Source organism: uncultured Halomonas sp. (assembly GCF_947501415.1).
GTDB lineage: Bacteria > Pseudomonadota > Gammaproteobacteria > Pseudomonadales > Halomonadaceae > Halomonas.
Map to the genome: position 1 here is coordinate 1 of NZ_CANMVL010000027.1, position 24,282 is coordinate 24,282.

At 64.7% G+C, this 24,282-nt stretch carries 24 protein-coding genes and 1 tRNA gene; 12 read left to right on the forward strand and 13 right to left on the reverse strand.

Going from position 1 to position 24,282, the window contains the following annotated elements; all coding sequences use genetic code 11:
- The 3 genes from Q0894_RS14030 to Q0894_RS14040 all read right to left on the reverse strand — a co-directional run.
- Positions 1 to 450: hypothetical protein (locus Q0894_RS14030; protein ID WP_299236464.1), on the reverse strand; the 450-nt coding region annotated here is incomplete at its 3' end.
- A 168-nt stretch (positions 451 to 618) separates the two neighbouring features.
- Positions 619 to 692 (reverse strand) — tRNA-Gly (locus tag Q0894_RS14035).
- Positions 693 to 1,195: 503 nt separating this feature from the next.
- Positions 1,196 to 1,603: a CBS domain-containing protein gene (locus Q0894_RS14040; protein WP_299236466.1), complete on the reverse strand. Its 408-nt coding sequence runs from the start codon at positions 1,601 to 1,603 to the stop codon at positions 1,196 to 1,198.
- Between the two features lie 158 nt (positions 1,604 to 1,761).
- On the opposite strand from Q0894_RS14040, the gene Q0894_RS14045 reads away from it, so the two are divergent.
- The 8 genes from Q0894_RS14045 to Q0894_RS14080 all read left to right on the forward strand — a co-directional run bounded on the left by Q0894_RS14045 (position 1,762) and on the right by Q0894_RS14080 (position 8,517).
- Complete coding sequence (locus Q0894_RS14045; RefSeq protein WP_299236468.1) at positions 1,762 to 2,298, forward strand: YqaE/Pmp3 family membrane protein; 537 nt, start codon at positions 1,762 to 1,764, stop codon at positions 2,296 to 2,298.
- A gap of 76 nt (positions 2,299 to 2,374) precedes the next feature.
- A complete protein-coding gene (locus Q0894_RS14050) occupies positions 2,375 to 3,244 on the forward strand; it encodes a carboxylate/amino acid/amine transporter (protein WP_299236470.1) in 870 nt (289 codons plus the stop codon).
- Between the two features lie 65 nt (positions 3,245 to 3,309).
- Positions 3,310 to 4,227, forward strand: coding sequence for an NAD(+) kinase (locus Q0894_RS14055; protein WP_299236472.1), 918 nt, complete (start codon positions 3,310 to 3,312; stop codon positions 4,225 to 4,227).
- A gap of 1 nt (position 4,228) precedes the next feature.
- Positions 4,229 to 5,233 (forward strand): metallophosphoesterase, encoded by a 1,005-nt coding sequence (locus Q0894_RS14060; protein ID WP_299236474.1) that lies wholly within the window; start codon positions 4,229 to 4,231, stop codon positions 5,231 to 5,233.
- 221 nt (positions 5,234 to 5,454) lie between these two features.
- The gene (locus tag Q0894_RS14065; RefSeq protein ID WP_299236476.1) at positions 5,455 to 6,309 is read left to right on the forward strand and encodes a rhomboid family intramembrane serine protease; all 855 of its coding nucleotides are present in this window, start codon (positions 5,455 to 5,457) and stop codon (positions 6,307 to 6,309) included.
- Positions 6,310 to 6,336: 27 nt separating this feature from the next.
- Entirely contained in the window at positions 6,337 to 6,621 is a 285-nt protein-coding gene (locus Q0894_RS14070; protein WP_299236478.1) for a DUF1315 family protein, read from the forward strand.
- A 43-nt stretch (positions 6,622 to 6,664) separates the two neighbouring features.
- Entirely contained in the window at positions 6,665 to 7,465 is an 801-nt protein-coding gene (locus tag Q0894_RS14075; RefSeq protein WP_299236502.1) for a DUF2797 domain-containing protein, read from the forward strand.
- A 53-nt stretch (positions 7,466 to 7,518) separates the two neighbouring features.
- A complete protein-coding gene (locus tag Q0894_RS14080; RefSeq protein WP_299236480.1) occupies positions 7,519 to 8,517 on the forward strand; it encodes a zinc-dependent alcohol dehydrogenase family protein in 999 nt (332 codons plus the stop codon).
- 209 nt (positions 8,518 to 8,726) lie between these two features.
- Here Q0894_RS14080 and Q0894_RS14085 read toward each other — a convergent pair whose 3' ends face one another.
- The 3 genes from Q0894_RS14085 to Q0894_RS14095 all read right to left on the reverse strand — a co-directional run bounded on the left by Q0894_RS14085 (position 8,727) and on the right by Q0894_RS14095 (position 12,211).
- Positions 8,727 to 9,323 carry a hypothetical protein gene (locus tag Q0894_RS14085; protein WP_299236482.1) on the reverse strand — a complete coding sequence of 199 codons (597 nt, stop codon included), beginning with the start codon at positions 9,321 to 9,323 and terminating at the stop codon, positions 8,727 to 8,729.
- 117 nt (positions 9,324 to 9,440) lie between these two features.
- Positions 9,441 to 10,733, reverse strand: a complete 1,293-nt coding sequence (gene gabT, locus Q0894_RS14090) for a 4-aminobutyrate--2-oxoglutarate transaminase (RefSeq protein WP_299236484.1) — start codon at positions 10,731 to 10,733, stop codon at positions 9,441 to 9,443.
- Between the two features lie 32 nt (positions 10,734 to 10,765).
- Positions 10,766 to 12,211: an NAD-dependent succinate-semialdehyde dehydrogenase gene (locus tag Q0894_RS14095; protein ID WP_299236486.1), complete on the reverse strand. Its 1,446-nt coding sequence runs from the start codon at positions 12,209 to 12,211 to the stop codon at positions 10,766 to 10,768.
- A 279-nt stretch (positions 12,212 to 12,490) separates the two neighbouring features.
- On the opposite strand from Q0894_RS14095, the gene Q0894_RS14100 reads away from it, so the two are divergent.
- The 3 genes from Q0894_RS14100 (at position 12,491) to Q0894_RS14110 (ending at position 17,034) form a co-directional block, all read left to right on the forward strand.
- Complete coding sequence (locus tag Q0894_RS14100; protein WP_299236488.1) at positions 12,491 to 14,956, forward strand: DUF1266 domain-containing protein; 2,466 nt, start codon at positions 12,491 to 12,493, stop codon at positions 14,954 to 14,956.
- A gap of 222 nt (positions 14,957 to 15,178) precedes the next feature.
- A complete protein-coding gene (locus Q0894_RS14105; protein ID WP_299236490.1) occupies positions 15,179 to 15,808 on the forward strand; it encodes an NlpC/P60 family protein in 630 nt (209 codons plus the stop codon).
- A gap of 32 nt (positions 15,809 to 15,840) precedes the next feature.
- The gene (locus Q0894_RS14110) at positions 15,841 to 17,034 is read left to right on the forward strand and encodes an MFS transporter (RefSeq protein ID WP_299236492.1); all 1,194 of its coding nucleotides are present in this window, start codon (positions 15,841 to 15,843) and stop codon (positions 17,032 to 17,034) included.
- Between the two features lie 105 nt (positions 17,035 to 17,139).
- Here Q0894_RS14110 and Q0894_RS14115 read toward each other — a convergent pair whose 3' ends face one another.
- Positions 17,140 to 17,622 carry a peptidylprolyl isomerase gene (locus Q0894_RS14115; protein WP_299236494.1) on the reverse strand — a complete coding sequence of 161 codons (483 nt, stop codon included), beginning with the start codon at positions 17,620 to 17,622 and terminating at the stop codon, positions 17,140 to 17,142.
- Between the two features lie 221 nt (positions 17,623 to 17,843).
- Here Q0894_RS14115 and Q0894_RS14120 point away from each other — a divergent pair, with 221 nt between their 5' ends.
- A complete protein-coding gene (locus Q0894_RS14120) occupies positions 17,844 to 18,125 on the forward strand; it encodes a hypothetical protein (protein WP_299236496.1) in 282 nt (93 codons plus the stop codon).
- Positions 18,126 to 18,278: 153 nt separating this feature from the next.
- Here the strand turns inward: Q0894_RS14120 and Q0894_RS14125 are convergent, their stop codons facing one another.
- The 6 genes from Q0894_RS14125 to Q0894_RS14150 form a co-directional block, all read right to left on the reverse strand.
- Positions 18,279 to 18,746 carry a glycine zipper 2TM domain-containing protein gene (locus Q0894_RS14125; protein ID WP_299236504.1) on the reverse strand — a complete coding sequence of 156 codons (468 nt, stop codon included), beginning with the start codon at positions 18,744 to 18,746 and terminating at the stop codon, positions 18,279 to 18,281.
- 286 nt (positions 18,747 to 19,032) lie between these two features.
- Positions 19,033 to 20,625, reverse strand: coding sequence for an isocitrate lyase (locus Q0894_RS14130; RefSeq protein ID WP_132044919.1), 1,593 nt, complete (start codon positions 20,623 to 20,625; stop codon positions 19,033 to 19,035).
- 396 nt (positions 20,626 to 21,021) lie between these two features.
- Positions 21,022 to 21,462: a GNAT family N-acetyltransferase gene (locus Q0894_RS14135; RefSeq protein WP_299236498.1), complete on the reverse strand. Its 441-nt coding sequence runs from the start codon at positions 21,460 to 21,462 to the stop codon at positions 21,022 to 21,024.
- A 52-nt stretch (positions 21,463 to 21,514) separates the two neighbouring features.
- On the reverse strand, positions 21,515 to 22,705 hold the full coding sequence (locus Q0894_RS14140; RefSeq protein WP_299236500.1) for a cupin domain-containing protein: 1,191 nt from the start codon (positions 22,703 to 22,705) through the stop codon (positions 21,515 to 21,517).
- Positions 22,702 to 24,066, reverse strand: coding sequence for an adenylosuccinate lyase (gene purB, locus Q0894_RS14145; RefSeq protein WP_299236506.1), 1,365 nt, complete (start codon positions 24,064 to 24,066; stop codon positions 22,702 to 22,704). Before purB ends, Q0894_RS14140 begins: the two co-directional genes overlap by 4 nt.
- A 68-nt stretch (positions 24,067 to 24,134) precedes the next feature.
- The coding region (locus Q0894_RS14150; protein WP_299236508.1) for a DUF489 family protein at positions 24,135 to 24,282 on the reverse strand (148 nt) is incomplete at its 5' end.

The following is a 24,282-nucleotide window of genomic DNA, read 5'->3' on the forward strand; positions in this document are numbered from 1 at the left end:
GGTGCATATCGCTTGGAAGTGTTCATGGCTCCATCCTCTCAAGGTTTGGAGCCTCCGGGAATCCCGGTACGGTTCACTCCTGAAGGCGTCTTGCTCGATCTCTGGGAGCTTCTCGGGGTCTATTACGTCAGACAGGGCCACAGGATCACGGGTATCGGTACTGACTAGCGAATCGGCTGTCTCCCTGAGTTCCTCTCTTGCCTGAAGGAACATGCGCCTCTGCTGGCGCTGTGAGGCTTCACCCTTCAGCTCGGCTTCAAGGTCACCGAGGTCAGCGAGTACGCGGTCCCGTATCCGACAGGCTTCATCAAGGTCGCCCGTCCGGGTGCTCTGCTGGAGGATCTTCTTGCCGAGGTGCTTGGAGAGGAGCGGAGAGAGGCGCTTCTGGATGAACCAGATGTTGCCACGCTGGCGAAGGCTTCGGGTGTCGGTGGGCTTGCCTCTGGCCATGGTGATTCCCCAATCGCGTAGCAGTGAACGTTAGTGAACGTCCGGTCGATGGGGTGATGGTAGCATTGGAGAGAGGGGCAGGTGTAGCCACTTGTGTAGCCATTCCTGTAGTGCCTAACCCTATGAAAGGTGGGAAAAATCTTGAATATCAGTAGGTTAGAGTAGGCATGGAGCGGGTGAAGGGAATCGAACCCTCGTCTTAAGCTTGGGAAGCTTCTGCTCTACCATTGAGCTACACCCGCGAGTCGTTTTCGATAGTAAAACCAACGCCTTGCCCATTGCAAGCCGTCTTGTGGGTTTCCTGTTCCCGGGGCGCTAACCCGTTGTTTTGTGGTATTTGCCGGGAGCCGCGGGACCGCTGTCGTGCCTGTCCTGCCGGCCCGAGGGTGTAGACCCCGCATCGCCAGCTTATTCGATATATCGGTGAAACGGCGTCAAGCGGCTGTTTTCATTGGCGCTCCGCTCGAAAAAATTGAAAAAATTTTGGCTTGTCGCGAACTTTCTCGCCAAGGGCTGTCTGACTCTGTACAGCCAGTCGCGATAGCAGTCGCTAACACTGTTGCTCCGCTGGCAGTTTCGATCGCATCTTGGGCCGTTCCTTCGGGAGCGGCCTCTTTTTTTTCTGGGTCGATGCGGCCGTTCCCGATGGCAAGAGGGTGACTGGAGAGGGCAGGCCCGCTGGTGCCAACATGTTTGCCCCGTCGGTCGACGGGGCTGGGGGAGCCGGTTGAGCGCCGCTCGGCGGTCAGCGGTGGCGCATGCGCAGAATGGCGTCGAGTACGTCGCGGCGGGTCACGATGCCTACCAGCCGATGCTGCTCGACGACCGGATAGACCTTGGGCTTGTTGCCAAGCATCTCCTGGGCCAGGTCGGTGATGCTCTTGGTAGGTGACACCGAGAGCACCTCGTGGCGCATCAGGTCGCTGACCAGCGGCGGCTCGTCGTTGAGATAGGCACTCTCCAGCACCTTGCCCATCACATCCTGCTCCGAGATGAAGCCGATAAGCTGGTCGTTTCCATCGACCACCGGTGCACCGGGCAGGCGGTGCAGGGCAAGCCCCTGGGCCAGCGTGGCGACCGAGGTCTTGCTGGTGACCCGGTAGCAGTCGCGGGACATGATCTCACGTACGATGGTGGGAGCCTTGTTGGCCATGAGGGTCTCCTTGTGCCGGTTTGCCCTTAGCATAGCCGACCATGACGGTTCTCCGTCGTGCCCGGGCGAGCCACCTTCAACGCTTGTGGACCCGGGGAACCCGGGATGCCGTCACCCCCTCAAACCTATCACCATCTTATGTTCCCTGGAGGTTATCCATGGATGCACGCGAATACCTCGCCCGGAAGGGGCTGGATGGCGAGCGCGACCGCGAGCGCCCCAACACGCTGGAAGAGAAGGCCTGGGCGCGCGCCCGGGAGTCCGGTGACCACCGACCCCGGGCCGGTACGCCCCACGACTGGGAGGAGTGGGAGCGCTATCATGGCGAGCTGGCCGAGGGTGCCGACTCCATCGATCAGAAGATCGACCATGAGGCTCATCGTCAAGCTCTCGCCCATGAACAACCCCTGGCCAATGAACAGGATGCCTCGGCGGAGGATACGAGCGTGGGCACCTTTATACCCCCAGCGCAAGAGGGGCGCGCCGTCGGTCACTCCCCGGCGTCATCCGACGCGGTTTTCGAGGCACCGCCTCGTGTACGCCTGGCACTGCGCTTGCTGGCGATCCTGTTGCCGCCACTGGCCCTGGGACTCGCCGGGCTGGGGGCACGCCCCGTGCTCATCGCCCTGGCGTTGACCCTGCTTGGATGGGTGCCGGGAGTGGCTTATGCCTGGTGGCGCCTCTCGCGCCACTGACATCGCCATGCCGCTTGGCAGCGTTCTCGCCCCAGGTGTAAGCTTGGTAAACTTTAATTTTGCATAGGGTTTACCGATGGGGTTCCTGATTGGCGTTACCGTGCTCTGGGCGTTCTCCTTCTCGCTGATCGGCGTCTACCTTGCTGGTCAGGTGGACAGCTACTTTGCGGTGCTGATGAGGGTCGCACTGGCGGCGCTGGTCTTCCTGCCATTTTTGCGCCCACGACTGCTGAAGGGGCGCCAGCGCTGGGTGTTGATGGGGCTGGGGGCGGTTCAGCTCGGGGTGATGTACCTGTTCTTCTACCAGTCGTTTCTGCTCCTTTCGGTGCCGGAGGTGCTGCTGTTCACCATCTTCACGCCGATCTATATCACCCTGCTCGACGATGCACTCTTCGGGCGCTTTACCCCCTTCTATCTGATCACTGCGTCACTGGCCGTGCTGGGGGCCGCGGTGATCCGTTACGACGGCGTTGATGGGGGCTTCTGGATGGGCTTTCTGGTCGTGCAGGGTGCCAACCTCTGCTTCGCTCTCGGTCAGGTGGGCTACCGGCGGCTGTCGGCCGAGCTGCCCGAGTCGTTGCCGCGCTACAGCGTCTTCGCCTGGTTCTACCTCGGGGCCCTGGTCGTGGCGGTGCCGGCCTTCGCCCTGCTCGGCAATGCCGCCGCGCTTCCCTCTACCGACGTTCAGTGGGGCGTGTTGCTATGGCTGGGGCTGGTCGCCTCCGGCCTGGGCTACTTCCTGTGGAACCTCGGCGCCGTGCGAGTCGATGCCGGGGCCCTGGCGATCATGAACAATGCGCTGATTCCAGCGGGACTGGTGGTCAACCTGGCGATCTGGAACCGGGATGCCGACCTCGTTCGTCTCGGGTTGGGAGGGGGCATCATCCTGGCGGCTCTGTTGCTCAACGAGTGGTGGGTGCGTCGGCGATCTGCCTCGCTGGCCTGAGGTCGTGTTTGCTCGTGGGCAGAGCGCTCGCCATAATGAGCCGCTGAGCTGCGAGAGGCCCCCGAATGTCACCCCAACAGAGAACGGCGATGGGGCGTGAGACGCCACCCTTCCGCCATATTGGTCTGATCGGCCGCCTGGGCAGCGCCGGGGTGGTCGAAACCCTCAAGCGCCTGATGCGCTTTCTCGACGAGCGTGGCCTGCATGTCATTGTCGAGGATCGCACCGCCACGGTGCTGCTCGACCACGGCCACCCCGAGGCCAGCCGGCGAATGCTCGGTGAGCTGTGCGATCTGGTGATCGTGGTGGGGGGCGACGGCAGTCTGCTGGGCGCGGCTCGTACCCTCTGTCATAGCGGTACCCTGGTGCTGGGTGTCAACCGTGGCCGGCTGGGGTTCCTGACCGATATCTCCCCCGACGAGCTGGAGGAGCGGGTCGGCGAGGTGCTCGAGGGGCACTATGAGGTGGAGGAGCGCTTCCTGCTCGATGCCGAGCTTTATCGTGACGATACCCTGATGGGTAGTGGTGATGCGCTCAACGAGGTCGTGCTGCATCCCGGCAAGGCGGTGCGCATGATCGAGTTCGAGCTCTTTCTCGATGGTCAGTTCGTCTACAGCCAGCGCAGCGATGGCCTGATCATCGCCACCCCCACCGGTTCGACCGCCTATTCGCTCTCCGGCGGCGGGCCGATCATGCACCCGCGCCTCGACGTGCTGACCCTGGTGCCGATGTTCCCGCACACCCTGTCGAGCCGCCCGATCGTGGTGGATGCGTCCAGCGAGATCCGTATCCATATCGGTGAGACCAACCAGACCTACCCGCATATCAGCTGCGATGGGCAGACCCGGGCGGTGGCCAAGCCCGATGATGTCCTGGTGATTCGCCGCAAGCCTCAAACGGTGCATCTGGTGCACCCGGTGGGGCACAACTTCTACGAGGTCCTGCGCAGTAAGCTGGGCTGGAGCCATCGCCTGGGAGATTGACGTGAACAAGCGGGCGAGGCTCGAGGGCTATGACCTGATCGGTGATGTGCACGGCTGTGGCGCCACCCTGGCGGCCCTGCTGGAGAAGCTCGGCTATCACCAGCGAGGCGGCGTCTATCGACACCCGCGACGCAAGGTGATCTTCCTCGGCGACCTGGTCGACAGGGGGCCGCGCGTGCGGCTGGCGGTGCAGATCGCCTATCGCATGGTGGAGGCGGGCGAGGCGCATATCGTGATGGGCAATCATGAATACAACGCCTTGACCTATTGCCAGCCGGCCCCCTCGGGACTTGGCCGGGACTGGTTACGCGAGCACTCTCCACGCAACAATCGCATCATTCGCGAGACCCTCGAGCAGTACCGTGATCATCCCCAGGAGTGGGAGGAGGCTCTGGCCTGGTTCCGGGAGATGCCGCTGTGTCTGGAGCTCGACGGCCTGCGGGTGGTTCACGCCTGTTGGGATCAGACGCTGATCGACGAGCTCTATCGGCGCCGACCCGACGCTCGTCTGGATCAGGCGTTCCTGGTCGAGTCCACGGCGCCCGGCACCCGTGCCTTCAAGATTCTCGACCGCCTGACACGAGGCACCCAGATGCCCCTGCCCCTGGGGGTGGCGATTCACTCGGGAGACGGTTTCACCCGGCGCAGCTTTCGCACCCACTTCTGGGCACGCTCACCGCAGACCTGGGGTGATGTGGTGTTCCAGCCGGACAACCTGCCCGGCGATCTCGAGCAACGTCCCTTGACCGAAGAGGAGCGGTCCCGCCTGTGTCACTATGGCCTGGACGAGCCCCCGCTGTTTATCGGTCACTACTGGTGCGAGGGCATTCCGGCGCTGCCGACGGCCAATATTGCCTGCCTGGACTACAGCGCCGTGAAGTTCGGTCGTCTGGTCGCCTATCGCTGGAGTGGCGAGTCGCGGCTGAATGCCGACCACTTCGTATGGCTGCGAGTGCCCCGGGAGGAACAGGTGAGGCCTCAGCCGTGGGAGATTGATCTCGATTGATACACACTGTTACAAAATTATCGTGTCGGGCGGTGAACTCCCGGCGCCATTCGCCATCAGAGTAGGTGTTCCCTTGAATGATCCCTTGCTCTTGTCCGGCGGCCCCCTCCGCCGGATTTTTTATGCATGGTTGTTTGATACATGTTTTTAGATGCACGGTTTTTTGATGCATGGTCGCCGGGTGTTCACTGGCGGCGGGCCACCAACCCCGAGGTAATACCATGTATCGCGTGATGATGCTGCCCGTGGATGCCGACACCCGTGAGTTGCGCCGTGCCCTCTGGGCGGCGCGGATCGGCCATCGCATCACTGCCGAGGAGGATGGGCAGCTGCTGTGGCTGGCCGACCCTGCCCAGCATGAGGCGCTGCTGGAGGTGGTGGGACGCTGGCAGCGTGGCGAGCCAATGACTGTCGACACCACGTCTCGCCGTCCCGACCGGGCCGGGACGCTGCTGTCGGTGTGGCGTCAGGCCCCGTTGACCACCGCGACCCTGGGGCTGTGCCTGCTGGTGTTTGCCGCCATGGCGCTGTTCGGTGACCTGGTGATCGCGCTGCTGGCCATCGTGCCGCTGGGAATCAGCCCGGCCGGCACCCTGTCGGTGGGAAGTCTGTCGGATGTACTGGCCTCAGGCCAGGTGTGGCGCCTGCTGTCGCCCGCTTTCCTGCACTTTGGCTGGATGCACCTGATCTTCAACATGCTCTGGCTATGGTACTTCGGTCGCCAGGTGGAGGCGCTGCAGGGGAGTCGGCGCATGCTGACGATTCTGCTTGCCGCCGGCATCGGTGCCAACCTGGCTCAGTATGCCGCCGGAACGGCACTGTTCGGTGGCATGTCAGGCGTTGACTTCGCGCTGCTCGGCTATGTCTGGCTGATGTCTCGGCGTGCCCCGGGCAGCGGCTTCTTCGTGCCCCAGATGCTGGTGGTGTTCATGCTGGGCTGGATGCTCTTCACCATGACCGACATGGCAACCACGGTAGGCTTCGGCAATGTGGCCAACGAGGCACACCTGGGAGGCCTGGTCGTGGGCCTGGCTCTGGGCTGGTACCATTCCGGACGCGCCCGCCACCAGCGCTGACGCATCGATTCCCTGGAGAACCTTACGATGAGTGATATGACCTTCGAGCGCATGATCCAGCAGATGAGCCCGTCCATCTACGAGAGCCTCAAGCAGGCGGTCGCCCTGCGCAAGTGGCCCGACGGTCGCCTGCTGACACGCGAGCAGACCAAACTCTGTCTCGAGGCGGTGATGCGCTACGAGGTGGAGAACAACGTGCCCGAGAGCGAGCGCGTCGGCTACCTGGAGCGGCGCACCTGCGGGGGGGCCAGCAGTGGCGCGAACGTCGACCCGGCGCTGGCTGGCCTGGCGAGGGACGCCGGTCGTGACTGAGTCGCTGGTCGTGGCGAGTGAGGTGCAGGGCTGCTTGACCAAGATGGGCATCGTCCCGGGGCAGGGCGGTGAGCCGGCCCACTATACCCTGCGGGCCGGCGAGCAACGTCTGGCGCTCAATGAGTGTTTGGGTCGGCCGCTGACCCTTGCCTGGAGCGGCGCCATCGCCTGCACTCACTGTGGTCGTGCAACAAAGAAGAGTTTTGCCCAGGGTTACTGCTACCCCTGCTTCAAGCGGCTCGCCCAGTGTGACACCTGTATCGTCAAGCCCGAAACCTGTCACTTCTTTGCGGGTACCTGCCGGGAACCGGAGTGGGCCGAGCGTCACTGCTTTCAGCCGCATATCGTCTATCTGGCCAATGCCTCGGGTCTCAAGGTGGGGATTACCCGTGGTACCCAGGTGCCCACTCGCTGGCTCGACCAGGGGGCGGTTCAGGCGCTGCCCATCATGGCGGTGGAGACACGCCAGCAGTCCGGCTTCGTGGAGATGCTGTTCAAGGAGGAGGTCTCCGACCGTACCAACTGGCGGGCGATGCTAAAGGGAGACACCGCCGTGCTCGACCTGCCCGCCGAACGGGATCGGTTGCTGGTGCGACTCGAGGGCGGGCTCGCCAACCTGCGGGAACGCTTCGGCGCCGATGCCATCCGGGCTCTGAATGAGGCGCCGGTGACCCTGGAGTATCCGGTGCTGGAGCACCCCACCAAGGTGGTCTCCCATAACCTCGACAAGACGCCTGAGGTGTCGGGCATCCTGCTCGGCCTCAAGGGGCAGTACCTGATACTCGACAGCGGGGTGATCAACCTGCGCAAGTACACCGGATACGAGGTCAAGGTCACCGTGTGAGCCCTCGGCTATCCTGTCATCAACGACCCGAGTCTGGCGACAGGAGGCTTTCGATGAGCGACACCATGCGTGCCATGCGCCTTCATGCACCTGGTCGGCCCCTGGTGTGGGAGACAGTGCCTCGTCCCCGCCCGGGGCCGGGTGACGTCCAGCTGCGGGTACTGGCCTGTGGGGTGTGTCGCACCGACCTGCATGTGATGGATGGCGAGCTCGCCGATCCTCGTCTGCCGCTGGTGCTGGGCCACGAAATCATCGGTGTGGTTACCCTGGTGGGGGATGGCGTCACCGGCATGGCGCCGGGGGACAGGGTCGGCGTGCCCTGGCTGGGCTGGACCTGTGGCGAGTGCGCGGCCTGCCGACGGGGGAAGGAAAACCTCTGTCGGCAGGCCGAGTTTACCGGCTATACCCGCGACGGCGGCTATGCCGAGTACTGTGTGGCCGATGCCCGCTACTGCTTCCCGGTGTCGCAGGGCGATGCGCAGGCCAGCGCACCGTTGCTGTGTGCCGGTCTGATCGGCTTTCGCACCTGGCGGCTGGCCGGTGGGGATGCGCCTCGGGTGCTCGGGCTCTATGGCTTCGGTGCTGCCGCCCATATCCTGATCCAACTGGCGAGGTACCACGGTCAGCGCGTCTTCGCCTTCACCCGCCCCGGTGACGATGAGGCCCAGGCCTTCGCCCGCCGACTTGGCGCGGAATGGGCCGGTGGCAGTGACCAGACACCACCCGAACCGCTGGATGCCGCGCTGCTGTTTGCCCCGGTGGGTGAGCTGGTGCTTACGGCGTTGTCTCATGTGCGCCCCGGCGGCTGCGTGGTGTCCGGGGGCATTCACATGTCCGATATCCCGAGCTTTCCCTATCGTCTATTGTGGGAGGAGCGTTCGCTGAAATCGGTAGCCAATCTGACGCGCCAGGATGGCGAGGCGTTCCTGGCTCTGGCCCCGAAGGTGCCGATTCGTACCGAGACCCGAGCCTACCCCCTGGAAGCCGCCAACCGGGCGCTTGACGACCTGCGCGATGGACGGCTCTCCGGTGCCGCCGTGCTGATTCCCTGATGCCTCGCCGCCAACGGTGAAAACAGGCCCCTGCTGGGGCCTGTTTTCGAGATGTGCAGGGGGTGTTCCAGTCAGCCGGACTCGGCGGTCGTCGAGATAGGGAATATCCTTGCCATTCATGATTCAGCCGATCAGCGATTTTCCCTTCAGCGCCTTGGACATGCGCACAGCGGCATACCGGGGGCTTGTCGGGGCTGTCGCTGGTCGGCTTAGTTCTGGCGGGGGAGGATGCGCCGGTAGCGGTCGAGACATGTATCCAGCCAGGCGCCGGAAAGGCGTTGCGGGGGTGTGGTCTCGGGTACCCGTAACTCGAGCAGTAACCAGCCGGTATCGGCGCCGGGCTCGATCAGGCGTGCCGACAGGGCCGCCGGCAAGCCCTCGGGTCGGCACCAGGAGAGCCCGAGGGCATCGCGGTCGAGCAGGTACTGAAAGCGTGCGGCGTCGCGCAGCACGGCGATCCCGCCCTCGGCAAGCCCACGGGAGAGGCTCTCCAGGGTGCGGTAGGCGGGGGCACCGGCGGCGCGGCAGGCGTGCTGGCCGGCGACATGGCAGCGTTCGCGCGCGTCGGGGGATGCCGGCCAGCTGCCGCCGGCCATTCGGCTGGTCGTGGCAGGGTAGGCGAGGGTGATGGCCACCGCCGGCGTGCCGTCGGCGAGGCGTGCATCGCTGCGGGTGAGCACGCCGTGGCGGAGCTCATGGCGCAGCCAGCGATAGTCGCTGGCCTGCTGGACGGTGCCGCGGGCCTGGTCGGCGGTCTGACTGGCGCCCTGCAGGGAGCGTAACAGGGAAAGGGTTCGCAGAATCACGGTCATGTCTCGTGGTTGACGCTGCCATCTTCCCGGGAGCGGCGACTGAAGACAAGGCCCGAACGAACACCGCCCGGCGCAAGGCCGGGCGGTGATGTCGAACGGCTGAGGCGCCGATCAGGCAGTGGCGGGCTGACCCACCAGTTCCTTGAGGGAGGCCTCAACGATATCCAGGCCCTCCTCGAGCAGTTCGTCCTCGATGGTGATCGGCATCAGGAAACGGATGGAGTTCCCCCAGAAGCCACAGGCGAGCAGGATCAGGCCCTTCTCCTTGGCCTTCTTGCAAAGGGCAGCGGCGAGTTCTGGCGCCGGCGTGCGTGAGGACTTGTCGGCCACCAGCTCGAATGCCGCCATGGAGCCGACGTTGCGCGGATTGTCCACCGCCTCGAACTCCTGCTGCCATTCGGCCATGCGCTTGGCCAGCTTGTCGCCGAGCGCGCGGCTGCGGGCCAGGATATCTTCTTCCTCGATGGCCTCGATCACCGCCAGTGCGGCGGCACAGGCCAGGGGGTTGCCGCTGTAGGTGCCGCCCAGGGAGTTGGGGCCCGAGGCATCCATCACCGAGCCGGTACCGACCACGGCAGACAGCGGCATGCCGTCTGCCAGGCTCTTGGCCATGGTCATGATGTCGGCCTCGATACCGCTGTGTTCCAGGGCGAACAGCTTGCCGGTGCGCGCGAAGCCGGACTGCACTTCGTCGACGATCAGCAGGATGCCGTGCTCGTCACAGATCTCGCGAAGCGCCTTGAGGAAGGAGGGAGAGGCGGCGTAGAAGCCACCCTCACCCTGAATCGGCTCGATGACGATGGCAGCGGTGCGATGTGGTGCGATATCGGTCTTGAAGACTGTCTTGAGGGCCTTCAGGGAGTCCTCTTCGCTGATGCCATGGTAGGGCACCGGGAAGGGGGCGCGGAAGACATCACCGGGCATGGGGCCAAAGTCATTCTTGTAAGGCAGCACCTTACCGGTCATGGCCAGGGTCATGAAGCTCCGGCCGTGGAAGCTGCCGTCGAAGCAGATGATGCCGCTGCGCCCGGTAGCGGCACGCGCGATCTTGACGGCATTCTCCAGCGCTTCGGCGCCGGAGTTGACCAGCATGGTCTTGGCTTCACCGCGCACCGGCGTGAGCTGACACAGTTTCTCGGCCAGCTTCACATAGGGAGCGTAGGAGATGACGGTCTGGCAGGTGTGCATCAGCTGATCGAGCTGTGCCTTGACGGCCTCGACCACCTTGGGGTGGCGGTGGCCGAGGTTGAGCACGCCGATGCCGCCGGCGAAGTCAATGATGCGATTGCCCTCGGCATCCCAGAGCAGGGCGTTCTCGCCGCGGGCAGCGAATTGCTCGGAGGGGCTGGCAGCACCGTTGGCGACATAGCGCTGCTTGAGCTGATTGAGTTCTGCGTTGGTCATGGTTGCCTCCTGAATAGTGGTTGGGCGAGCCGTCACAGGCCGCCGACACAGACGTATTTTAGTTCAGTGAACTCATCCAGGCCGTGGTGGGACCCTTCACGCCCCAGCCCTGATTCCTTGACACCGCCGAAGGGGGCCAGTTCGGTGGAGAGGATGCCCTCGTTCACCGCGACCATTCCATACTCCAGGCCTTCCATGGCATGCCATATGCGGCGATAGTCGCTGGCATAGAAGTAGGCCGCCAGGCCGAACTCGGTGGCGTTGGCCATGGCGATGGCCTGCTCATCACTTTCAAAGCGGAATACCGGTGCCAGGGGACCGAAGGTCTCCTCCCGGGCCACGGCCATCTCCTCGGTGGCATCGGCGATCACCGTGGGCTCGAAGAAGGTGCCACCCAGGGCGTGGGGCTTGCCGCCACACATCAGGCGGCCACCCTTGTTCAGGGCGTCGGCGATGTGCGTCTCGACCTTCTCTACCGCGGCGGCGTTGATCAGCGGCCCCTGCACCACGCCCTCCTCGAGGCCGCTGCCGACGCGCAGCTCGGCGACCCGAGCGGCCAGTTTCTCGACGAAGGCGTCATAGACCCCGTCCTGGACCAGGAAACGGTTGGTGCAGACACAGGTCTGCCCGGAGTTGCGGTACTTGGAGGCGATGGCGCCTTCGACGGCGGCATCCAGGTCGGCGTCATCGAAGACGATGAAGGGAGCATTGCCGCCCAGCTCCATGGAGGCCTTCTTGACCGTGCCGGCGCACTGGGCCAGCAGACGCTTGCCCACCGGGGTGGAGCCGGTAAAGGAGATCTTGCGTACCCGCGAGTCGCTGGTCAGAACCTCGCCGACCTCGGCCGGGCGGCTGGCGGTGACCACGTTGATCACCCCGGCAGGGAAGCCGGCCAGCTCGGCCAGGCGTACCACGGCCAGGGCGGTAAGCGGCGTCGCCTCGGCGGGTTTGATGACCACCGGGCAGCCGGCGGCCAGGGCCGGGGCACACTTGCGGGTGATCATCGCCAGCGGGAAGTTCCAGGGCGTAATGGCGGCCACTACACCAATGGGCTCGCGGAACACCAGAATACGTTTGTCGACACCGTGGCTGGGGAGGGTCTCGCCGGCCACGCGCTTGGCCTCCTCGGCATAGAACTCCACGAAGGAGGCGCCGTAGGCCACTTCGCCGCGGGCCTCGGCCAGGGGCTTGCCCTGCTCCAGTGTCATCAGCCGTGCCAGGACCTCCTGGTGGTCCATGATGGCGTCGTACCAGGCGCGCAGTAGATTGGCCCGCTCCTTGGCGGTGCGCTTCCTCCAGGCCGGCCAGGCCGCATCGGCGGCGGCCACGGCTTCACGGGTGGCGTCGGCGCCAAGGTCGGGGACCTCGGTCAGCACCTCTCCACTGGCCGGGTCGGTGACCGCGTAGGATGTTTCACCGTCGCGCCACTCGCCGGCGATAAAGGCCTTGGGAATCAGGATGTCGGGCAGCTCTGCCATGGGTCCTCCAGAGGGGTAGGTCGACTTATTTTACGCAGTGTGCATTATTTAAAACGCTTCGCCAAGCCTGTCGTGCCCGGCATCGGGCGCCGCGCGGGTCGGGAAAGGGGAAAAATGGCACCAGCCATCGGCGCCGGAGACGCTTTCCGTTACACTATGGCGCCTAAAATCATGGCGCCTCAAATCATGGTGCCATGGAACTTGTGGCGTCCAATGGCGGGCACGCCGTTTCACTCCGCCGCCGCGTGCGGCCCTTGCGACCCGACTTCGAGGTGAGCCTTGATCGATCTCCTGAACGCCTGGTGGGCCCAGCAGCTGGTGCTGTGTGACTGGGCCTTCGATCCCGACCCGCTCAGCGTGGCACCCGAGGACGCCCGTGCGCGCCTGTCGACCCTGGCGGTGCCGGATCGCGGCGAGCTCGGCTGGCGGCTGCTGGAGTCCCTGGACATCGGCGGTGCCGATGCCGACCCGGCAAGGCTGCTGGGGGCACTGGAACTGGCGGCACTGGCCGGTGCCGCGGGGTGGCTGGAACGGGGTCAGGCGCGTGCCTGGGCGCATTGGCTGACCGGTGAGATCGTCGCCCATCATCGTGACCTGGATGCCTGGCTGGAGGCACTGCGTCGAGCGCGAAGTGCCGATGGTTGGGTGCGTGGTGACGATGGTTTCGCGGAGGCCTGTGACGCACTGGCGGCTCTCGAGCACGAGGGTGATGGCATCACCTGGGAGCGCCTCGGCGAGTGGCTGGCGGTACATGATCGTCCCGAGGTGCTCTGGCCGAGTGTCGGTGGTGCCATGGCATGGCGACTGCGCGCCGGCTTTGCCCCGGTGCTGACGCTGCCTGCCGGCGAGCATGACTGGGCGGGCGTGGCCGAGTGGCTCGCTGAGGACTGGCAGGTGCACGGTAGGGACGACCTGGTTCGGGTCCTGCTGTGGCTGGGTGCCCAGGGGGATCGACAGGGCTGGGACCTCGATGCCACGCGGCTGCTGGCTCTCGATCCCGACGCGCGCCGTGCCTGGTGCGATGGGCTGGAGGCGGGTGAGCGACGCTATGGTCGAACCCTGCTGACGTTCCTGGAGCAGGGAGAGCCGCTGGAGTGGGCCGCCTGGGACTGGTTGCGACTGGTCGACCTGGCCTGGGCGGGGGCTTGTCTCGGCTGGCTGCAGGACGGGGAGGCGGAGGCCTTCGCCCTGCATGCCGCCGATCTGGTGCAGCATCGCTATAGCGACTGGTCGGCGCTGGCCAGGGGGTTCCAGCGTGGTCGCAGCCTGTTCGAGGGGCGCGATCTGCTGGGAGCCTTCGAGGCCGACTGGCGGCTTCTGCTGCAGTCGCCGTTGAGTCCCTGGCGAGTGCCCTTGCAGGGGCTGGTGGATGACACCCTGATGGCGTCTTCCCGGGAGGCGATGCGTGGCTGGCGTGCCGATGCCCGGCACTGGGTGCTGGCACTGGCCTCGGTTCGTGAACCGGAGCTTGCCGTGCGACAAGGGGCGTCTGTGCCCGTCACATCGGCGCGGCGTGCCGATGCGCGCAGCTACCTGGCCGAGCATCTCGACCTCTACCCCGACGAGGGGGTCGAGGCGCTGGTGCGCTACTGGCTGCCGGCCGAGGCCCATCACCTGAATCAGCTTGCTGCCGATGCCGCCCATGGGGCGCTTCCGCCTGCCGAGACCCCCTTCGGGCGACCGGAGCCGGGTACCCTTGCCCAGCGTAATGCCCTGCGCCAGGCCAGCCGGCATGCGGCCACCATTCATATGGCCGAGAAGTACGCCTTCTATCTGCAGATGGCCTTCGACAGTGAAGCCTTCGACGCCGAGGGCCTGGCGGCACTGGCCGAGGCGCTGCGAGGCTCGCTGTGTCGTTTCTATCCGGATGCCCGGCGCCTGCTGGAGGCCTGGATCTGCTGGGACTCGCTGTTGCCGGAGGAGGGGCAGCCGACACTCGCCCTGGAGATTCGCTGGCACCTGGAGGACCCTGGCAGCCTGTTCCACTGGCTCGACTGGCGGGTCGACGAGTGGCACGAGCCGGGCCCCCGCCCGAGGCTGTCACAGTTTACCGCGCTGTCGCTGGTGGGGCCGCTGAACAGCCCGCCCTGGAGCCTGCCCCATCGCGAGAGCGAGCGTGAGGCGGTGGCCATTCGCGAGTGGGTCGATGGTCACTATGCGCTGCACTCCGCCGAGGAGCTGGTCGAGTTCCTGGACTTCCTGCTGGAGAGTGGCGATCGCCAGGAGTATCAGATCAACTATGCCCCGTACACGCTCAACGCGGCACGCCTCGCCTCGGAGATCGCCACCCTGGAGAGCGGCGACTGCAGCGAGGAGGAGCGTACCCATCTGCTGCGTCTGCAGCGTGTTCGCGATAACGAGGATGGCTGCAACGACACCGACCTGATCGCCTGGGATCTGGCCCAGGCGGTAGATCTGGCGGTCGCCGGCCGCCAGCTGGGGTGGCTGGAGGCGGCGGACTTCGGCCGGGTGCTGGAGCGTGCCCATGGTCTCGCGGCGTCTCACTACTCCGGTTGGGAGGCCTACGCGCGGGGATTCTATGCGGGCTTCTCGTTCTTCATGGGAGAGACGCCGGAAAGGGAGAGCTTCCTTGCTGGCTTGCGTCAGGCGCTGGTGGCCTGGCTCAGCGCTGCGCCCCCGCTGGCGGGTCCCTGGGCCAGCCTGGAATTCCCTGGTGCACGGCCACGCCACTGGGCGCCGATGCATATCGATACGCTGCCGGGCGACTCACGCCTGCTGCACTGAAGCGTGTCGCGGGAGCGAGGTCGCCAGCTGGGCGTTGCTGGTTTATAGTCGTGGCATCGAATACAGGGCTCTACCTGTCGGGAGCCCCTTAATCACAGTGAGTCGCTGACAGGCTGCTATGGCAGTGCTACCGATATTGGCCGGTGGCACTGCCATAGTGTTGTTTACCCTACCGGCCCATGGCGGCCGGCGAAAGCGGCTCAGGGAAGAGGTTGTTATCCTATGTCTGTTACTCCCCCCTATCGTGCCTTGCTGGTTGTCGTGTCATTGGCCGTGCTGACCGGCTGTGCCTCGACGTCTTCGCAGAACGCTTCCCGCGATGCTGGCGCCCCCTATTTCGCCCGGGACCTGCCGGGACTGCCTGGTGGCTGGGATCCGATGATGTCACCGGTGGACAACCCGATCCTCGAGGCGCGCCGGCTCGGCAATCCGCCTCCCGCCCTGGTTCGTCAGGCCCTGCTGGCTCAGCATGAGCGTTGGGAAGGCACGCCCTACCGCCTGGGTGGCACCTCCCAGCATGGGGTCGACTGCTCGGCGCTGGTGCAGAATGTCTTCGCCGAGACCTTCCGGCTCACCCTGCCGCGCACCACCGGTGAGCAGGTGCATGAGGGTCGCCCCGTCTCGCGTGACGAACTGGCCCCTGGAGATCTGGTGTTCTTCCGACCGCCTGGCATCTATCGACACGTCGGCATCTATATCGGCGATGGCCGGTTCCTGCATGCTTCCTCGTCCCGTGGCGTGATGATCTCGAAGCTGAATAACAGCTACTGGCGTCGTTACTACTGGCAGGCACGGCGTGCCTTGGCGCCGAGCCATCTGGCTCAGCGACTGCTGTCCGACGTCGACGCCTGAGGGGGCAGGGCGCCCGGCGTTCAGGAAACCTCATGATTCAGATACGCAGTGCCGCCTGGTGGCGTGCGACCCTGGCATTGAGCCTGGGCTCGCTGCTGGTCTTCATCAATCTCTATGCCCCTCAGCCACTGCTGCCCGACCTGCGCGAGGCTCATGGTGTCTCGACCATGGTGGTGGGGCTTGTGATGTCGGTGGCGACGCTGTCGCTGGCAGCCTCGCTGCTGGTCTTCGGCCCGCTATCGGATGCCATCGGTCGTGCCGGTATCATGCGGGTCACTCTGCTGGCGGCGGGAGGGCTCTCTCTGGCCCTGGCCCTGGCACCCAGCTTCGAGATCCTGCTGGTGCTGCGTCTGCTGCAGGGCTTCGTGCTGGGTGGTCTGCCTGCGGTCGCCATCGCCTGGATGGGGGATGAGTTCGAGCCGGAGGCGATGCTGGCCGCCGTGGGGCTCTATATCGGCGCCAATACCCTGGGTGGCATCAGCGGTCGTGTGGTCGGGGGTGGCATTGGCGAGCTGGGAGGCAGCGCCGCCGCTTTCCTGACGGTGGGGCTGATCACGCTGGTCGGCGTGGCGGTATTCTGGAAGCTCTTGCCCCCAGCGCGGGGGTTCACGCCGCGGCGCTTCGAATTGAGCGGTGCCCTCGCGGATCTTCGCGCCCATCTGGGCAATCCGGTCCTGCTTTCGGCCTATCTGCTGGGTGGACTCAACTTCCTGATCTTCATCAATCAGTACAGCTATATCACCTTCCGGCTGGCTGCGCCCCCCTTTAACTTGGGGTCGACCCTGCTGGGGCTGATATTTCTGACCTATCTGGGCGGCACCCTGGGCTCATCGCTCTCCGGGCGACTGGTGCGCCATCTCTCTCAACCGGCCTGCATGATGATGGGCATCGCCATCTTCATGGCGGGTACCCTGGTCACCCTGGCTGACAGCCTGCTGCTGATCCTGCTGGGGTTGACCCTCAATGCCTTTGGATTCTTCGTCGCCCACTCCATGGCCTCCAGCTGGGTAGGGCGCCATGCCGGGCAGGCTCGCGGCAGCGCCTCGGCGCTCTATCTGGTGTTCTACTATACCGGGGCCAGTCTCGGGGTCTTCTGGCTGGAGCCGTTCTGGAATCTGTACGACTGGAGGGGGGTGGTACTGGCCTCCTGGCTGGTGCTGGGCGTGACGCTGACCATCGCCGTTTTCCTGTGGCGACGACGACCGGGTGGCAAGGTCGGCCTCTGATAACCCGTTCGCCAGCTAAATTCGCCATGAGCATGTAAATTCGTCATGAAAAAAGGGGCAGCCGATTGGCTGCCCCTTGTGATGCGGTAACGGTCACCGATGAGCTTAGTGCTCGTGGCCGCCCTCGCCGTGCACATGACCGTGCTCGACTTCCTCTTCGCTGGCTTCGCGCACCGAGGCGACCTCGACGTCGAAGTTCAGGGTCTGGCCTGCCAGGGGATGGTTGCCGTCGACGGTGACGGTGTCGCCGCTGACCTGGGTCACGGTGACCATCAGCGGACCGCCTTCGGTCTGGGCCTGGAACTGCATGCCGGGCTCGATGCTCTCGACACCCTGGAAGGCGTCACGCGGTACTTCCTGCACCAGCTGCTCCTGCTTCTCACCGTAGCCCTCTGCGGGTGTCACGGTGGCATTGAGCTTGTCGCCGGCGGCGAGGCCCTCGAGCTCCTTTTCGAGGCCCGGAATGATGTTGCCGGCGCCGTGGAGATAGGTCAGCGGCTCGCGGCCTTCCGAGCTGTCCAGCACTTCACCTGCGTCGTTGGTCAGGGTGTAGTGGAACGCGACAACGGAATTCTGCGCAATTTGCATTATTGAAGAACCTTTCGGTGAGTGCATGTCAGCGGCATGGTAACGCGACAGGCTCGATGCTGTCAGGGGCAATGGGGCATTTTCAGGATTGGCGGCTTCATCCTGAGTCGTGTTCACGCGTGTCGGGGCGCTCCTTGGATGCTTGCGTCGCCACGGTGGCGAGGCTAACCTAGCGGCCACCCGAATCCCCCATGTAACTCAATCGATACCCGGAGACCTCCATGGCTGAAGTCGTGATCTGGTTGATTGCCTTTGCGGCGATCCTCTTTCTTTCCCTCAAGCGCTGGCCCTCGCTGAGCCGCTCACTCGACGGCATGCTGCCCCAGCCGATGAAGACCGGCGGTGACAACGGCGTGGTCTGGAGCCTGGCCCTGGCCGTGCTCGGTGCGACCGCCCTGGTGCGCCCAGTGGATGTTCTGATGACTGTCATCTTGCTGGTTCTGCTGGCACTGGTTGGCGTCAAGCTGGGCAGCTGGGCGATGAACAAGGTGGATTTCCACTAAGCATCCGAGAGGGTCGGCGCATCCGAGATGGCCGCCGACCCCGGTGACTCGCCAGCTTGCTGGTTGCTCCACGAGAAAGGCCCACGGTGTTGATCCGTGGGCCTTTCTCGTCAAGGGGTGATGATTCGGGTCAGCGCCACTGACCCCAAGCCATCAGTAGGGGACGACGCTGACATTACGCCCGCTGCCGACCAGGCGTACACGCTGGCCGACCTGGAAGGGCTGATCGGCCTTCTGTACCACCACGATGTTCATGCCGTCGTCGCGACGGATCTCCATCTCCCATGCGGTGACCCGGTTGGCAGACTCCTCGATCTTGCTGCCCGCCACGCTGCCGGCGATGGCGCCAGCCGCGGTGGCCAGGGTGCGACCGGAGCCGCCACCGACCTGGTTGCCCAGCAGGCCACCGATTACGGCACCGCCGCCGGTGCCGAGGATGCCGCCTGCCCGGCTGTCGGCCTGAACCTGCACCTGACGCAGGGCCTGGATGGTGCCGAAGCGCACGGTCTGCTCGGCACCGACCTGATTGCTGCTGTAGACGTTGCCGCCCATGGAGGCGGTGTTGGCGCAACCGGTCAGCGTCAGCGCACCGATGGCAAGTACGGGAAGAAGACGTTTCATGGGAATCATGCTGGACCTCCTGAGGCATTGAGCGGGAATCCACTGTACGAGACACCCTGTGGTGTAAGGGAACAGTGTTCTATTAGGCCGCAGTCTACCCGGCGATGCCATGCATGGCCAGTGCCGAGCGGGTGCTTGCTGTCAATTCTAGCCCGCCAGAGGATGTGTCGTGTAGTTCCCGCTTGGGTGGCAGTGACTTGTGGCAGAGCGTCCGGGCATGAAAAGGGGAGGCCTATCGCCTCCCCTGGAGTTCCTTCTGCATCAGCCCTTCAGTCGTTAAATTGGGCTAGAACTGGTTCATGGTGTTGTCCTTGCCACCGGCCTTGAGGGCCGCGTCGCCGTGGAAGAACTCCTTGTGGTCATCACCGATGTTGGAGCCTGCCATGTCCTGGTGCCTGACGGTGGCGATGCCTTCACGGATCTCGCGGCGCTGTACGCCCTCCACATAGGCCAGCATGCCCTCATCGCCGAAGTAGCCCTTGGCCAGGCTGTCGGTGGACAGTGCCGCGGTGTGGTAGGTCGGCAGGGTGATGAGGTGGTGGAAGATCCCGGCGTCGCGAGAGGCATCGCGCTGGAAGTTGCGGGTCCACTCGTCGGCCAGCTTGGCGAGCTCGGTGTCGTCGTACTCCGGGCTCATCAGCTTGGCGCGGTCGTAGGCGGAGAGGTCCTTGCCCTCTTCCTGCCAGGCATCGAATACCTGCTGGCGGAAATTCAGCGTCCAGTTGAAGGAGGGGCTGTTGTTGTAGACCAGCTTGGCATCGGGCACCGCCTGGCGAATACGGTTCACCATGCCGGCAATCTGGCCGACATGGGGCTTCTCGGTCTCGATCCAGATCAGGTCGGCACCGTTCTGCAGGCTGGTGATGCAGTCCAGCACGACACGGTCTTCGCCGGTACCCGGCTTGAACTGGTAGAGGCCGGAGGCCAGGCGCTTGACCTTGACCAGCCTGCCATTCTGCTTGATGACGACATCGCCGTTATTGATGTCCTCTGCCTTCTCGATGACGTCGCCATCGAGGAAGCTGTTGTACTGATCGCCCAGGTCGCCCGGTTCATTGGTCACGGCGATCTTCTGGGTCAGGCCGGCGCCCAGGGAATCGGTACGTGCCACGATGACGCCGTCATCGACGCCGAGCTCAAGGAAGGCATAGCGAACGGCGTTGATCTTGGCCAGGAAGTCCTCATGGGGCACGGTGACCTTGCCGTCCTGGTGGCCGCACTGCTTCTCGTCGGAGACCTGGTTCTCGATCTGGATACAGCAGGCGCCCGCCTCGATCATCTGCTTGGCCAGCAGGTAGGTGGCCTCGGCATTGCCGAAACCGGCATCGATATCGGCGATGATCGGCACCACATGGGTCTCGTGGTTGTCGATCGCCTTCTCCAGCTCGCTCACCTTGGCGCTGTCACCGGCCTGCTTGGCTTCTTCAAGCGCCCTGAACAGATGGTTGAGTTCCCAGGCATCTGCCTGGCGCAGGAAGGTATAGAGCTCCTCGATCAGACCGGATACGGAGGTCTTCTCATGCATGGACTGGTCGGGTAGCGGGCCGAACTCGGAGCGCAGGGCGGCGACCATCCAGCCGGAGAGATAGAGGTAGCGGCCCTTGGTGGTGCCGAAATGCTTCTTGATGGAGATCATCTTCTGCTGACCGATGAAACCGTGCCAGCAGCCCAGTGACTGGGTGTACTTGGCGCTGTCGGCATCGTAGCTCGCCATGTCATCGCGCATGATCTTCGCGGTGTACCTGGCGATGTCCAGACCGGTCTTGAAGCGGTTCTGGGCACGCATGCGAGCGGCATTCTCGGGGCTGATGTCCGCCCACTTGCCCTGCATGGCTTCACGAAGCTGGGACAGTGCCTTGATATCTTCCTGGTATGACATGGGGCCATCCTCTCTCAGGGGTGATCGCTGGGGTCGGTCGCTTGCCGGTGTTCGATGATGCTGCACCTGCGAAGTCATTGCAGAGTCATCCTTTGAAGGCAGTCTGTCTCTGCTGCCTTGGTCTAAAGCCAAGCTCTAATGCTAGGTGTTAGGACTAAGTGCTAGGACCAAGTGCTAGGACTAAGCTCCAAGGCTGAGCAAACTGGAGCGAGTGCGAGGGGCGGTGATGAAGAGCCCCGTCAACATGCGCTCGTTGATTCGCCTTGTTCAGCACTATGGCCCATGACGATGCGCTGCAACAATCGCCCCTTTGGGTAAGGAAGCGTTGTAACCCGACTACACGGCGCCCCCTGGCGGGGGCCTTCCTGTAGTGATTTTTCGTGTGAAGAGGGCGACTCAGTGGTCGCGGAGGGAGAGGCGCATGTTGCGGTGGGGGATACCGGCGTCGAGAAACTCCGGTCCGTGGGCCTCGAACCCCAGCCGAGTGTAGAAGGCGAGGGCGTGGGTCTGGGCGGCCAGCTCCACGGCAGGTTGGCCTTGACGGCGTGCCGCCTCGATGGCGGCGCGCATCAGCGCGACGCCGACCCCCAGCCCACGGGCGTTCGCGAGCACCGCCACCCGGCCGATATGGGCATCGGGCAGCAGCCGGGCGGTCCCCACGGGCAGGTCGTTCCACAAGGCCAGGAAGTGGCGGCACTCCTGATCGCGGCCATCCCACTCCTCCTGCCGGGAGACGCCCTGTTCCTCGATAAAGACCACACGGCGAATCTCGGACGCCTGGGGCCCAAGCGTCTCCCAGTTTCCTTCACGTACCTTCACGACTTCCTGTTGCGTCATGACATCTCCTGGCGAACCATGGATGGCCGTATGCCTTGTGACTCCTTGAGCGTTACTCCTCGAGCTCGCTCGCCCAGGCCAGGCTTCCGGCATCGAGAAGGGCGGCGAGTAGTACGGCGGCGCCTTCGTGAGCCAGTACCTCGGCATCCAGCGGCGCCTCCGAGGCGACCAGACGGGCCAATGTAAGTTCACACTCGGCGCCGTCGCCGTCGGCGAACAGCGTGGCACGCCCCTCACCGAGGTCCCGCCAGGCCAGGCGTGACCCCGGGCTGCGCAGCAGCTCCTCGCCCTGCTGTAGTGCGGCGACAAGCTCGGCCGGGTCGGTGGCCTCCTCATTGGGCACCAGCTGATCGACGTACTTCGGTTGGGTCATGACCCGACCGAACCACTGGGCGATACGCGCGGGATCGTCCAGGGTATCGAGGAGGAGATGGCGCATGCGCTCGATGGCGGCGTCGTCGAGCTCGCCGGGATCGGCGGGTGGCGTCATGCCGCTGTCGGAGTAGCGCAGCGAGTCGGGGAGCTTGTCACCCAGGAAGTCGGCGAAGGAGGCCAGCGACTCGTCGGCCGAGGGGGCGCGGAAGCCCACTGAGAGGGTCAGGCAGTCGTCGGACTGGCTGACGCCATGGTGGGCCCAGCCCGGCGGCAGGTAGAGCATGTCGCCGGGCTCCAGCACCCAGTCATCGCCTGGTTCCACCGTGAAGTTCTCGAGGATGCGCAGATCGATGCCGGGGATGATGGAGGCATCGTCGGCGACCCGACCGCCCAGCTGCCAGCGGCGACGTCCCATGCCCTGAAGCAGGAAGACATCATACTGGTCGACGTGGGGGCCGACACTGCCGCCCGGCGGGGCGTAACTGATCATGATGTCGTCGAGGCGCCAGCGGGGGAGGAAGGTGTAGCGTTCAAGCAGCTCCGCTACCTCTGGCACATAGTGGTCCACCGCCTGCACCAGCAGGCTCCAGTCGCGGTCGGGGAGAGCCGCGAAGGTCGATTCGTCGAAGGGGCCATGAGTGACCCGCCAGGGGCGTGCCTGGCCCTGCTCGTCACGGCCATGCTCCTCGACCAGACGTGCCTCGATACCCTCCTCGCAGGCGAGCCCGGCCAGCTCGTCGGGCGAGAGCGGGCACTGAAAGTCGGGGAAGGCGCCGCGAATCAGCACCGGCTTCTGCTGCCAGTAGTCGCGCAGGAATTCGGTGCTGGTCAGATCGCCGAGCATGGTGAGCGGGGTCTCGGGGCTCATAGGCTTCTCGCCTGCTCGGCGGCATTGCCGATATAGGTGCCCGGGGTCAGCGCCTTGAGCTCGGCCTTCACGGGAGCGGGCAGTTCCAGTGTATCGATGAAGGCGGCGAAGCCGGCCTGGTCGATGCGCTTGCCGCGGGTCAGCTCCTTGAGCTTCTCGTAAGGCTTTTCGATGCCGTAGCGGCGCATCACCGTCTGGATCGGCTCGGCGAGCACCTCCCAGCTGGCATCGAGATCCTCGGCGAGGCGCGTCGGATTGGCCTCGAGCTTGCCGATACCCTTGAGCGATGCCTCGTAGGCGATCAGGCCGTAGGCCAGGCCAACGCCAAGGTTCCTGAGTACCGTGGAGTCGGTGAGGTCGCGCTGCCAGCGCGAGATGGGCAGCTTCTGGGCCAGGTGGCCGAGAATTGCATTGGCGAGCCCGAGGTTGCCTTCGGAGTTCTCGAAGTCGATGGGGTTGACCTTGTGGGGCATGGTCGAGGAGCCGATCTCGCCCTCGACGGTCTTCTGCTTGAAGTAGCCCAGCGAGATATAGCCCCAGATGTCGCGATCGAAGTCGACAAGAATGGTGTTGAAGCGACACACCGCATCGAACAGCTCGGCGATGTAGTCATGGGGTTCGATCTGGGTGGTGAAGGGGTTGAAGGTCAGCCCCAGGCCCTCGACGAAGGTGCGTGCGTTGGCCTGCCAGTCCACCTCGGGGTAGGTGGTCAGATGGGCGTTGTAGTTGCCCACCGCGCCGTTGATCTTGCCGAGGATCTCGACGCCTTCGATCTGCTTCAGTTGGCGGCGCAGGCGGTAGGCGACGTTGGCCATCTCCTTGCCCAGGGTGGTGGGGCTCGCCGTCTGACCGTGGGTACGCGAGAGCATCGGCAGGTCGGCATGCTCATGCGCCAGGCGGGCGATCTGGTCGGCCACCTCGTGCATGGTCGGCAGCAGGGTCTTGAGGCCGTCGCTCAGCATCACCCCGTGGGAGAGGTTGTTGATATCTTCGCTGGTACAGGCGAAGTGAACGAATTCGCTGATGGCGTGCAGCTCCGACACCTCGGCGATACGCTCCTTCAGGAAGTACTCCACCGCCTTCACGTCGTGGTTGGTGGTGCGCTCGATGGTCTTGATGCGCTCGGCATCCTCCACGGAGAAGTCGCGGATCAGCTCTTCGAGGAAGGCGGTGGCCTGGGCGGAGAGCGGCGGGACCTCGGTGATGCCGGGCTGTTCGGCCAGGCGCTGCAGCCAACGGACCTCGACGATGACACGAGCGCGAATCAGGCCGAACTCGCTGAAGTGTTCGCGCAGGCGCTCGGCCTTGGTGCCGTAACGGCCGTCGACGGGGGAGAGGGCGGTGAGAGCGGACAGGGGCAGCTGGGACTGGGCTTGCATGGGCATATTCCGATTCGTGAAGGCGTTGAGCATCGTAGGGGGTGGGCGGCTCAGGCGAGCCGGTCCAGGGATTTCTTCAAGGCGCCGCGCTGAACGATCAGCTTCCAGCGTCGGCCGCCCTGCTGGTGCCACAGCAGGGCGAAGCGGATGCCGGCCAGCAGGCAGGCGCGCACCCGCTCCGGCATCATGCGACTCTGC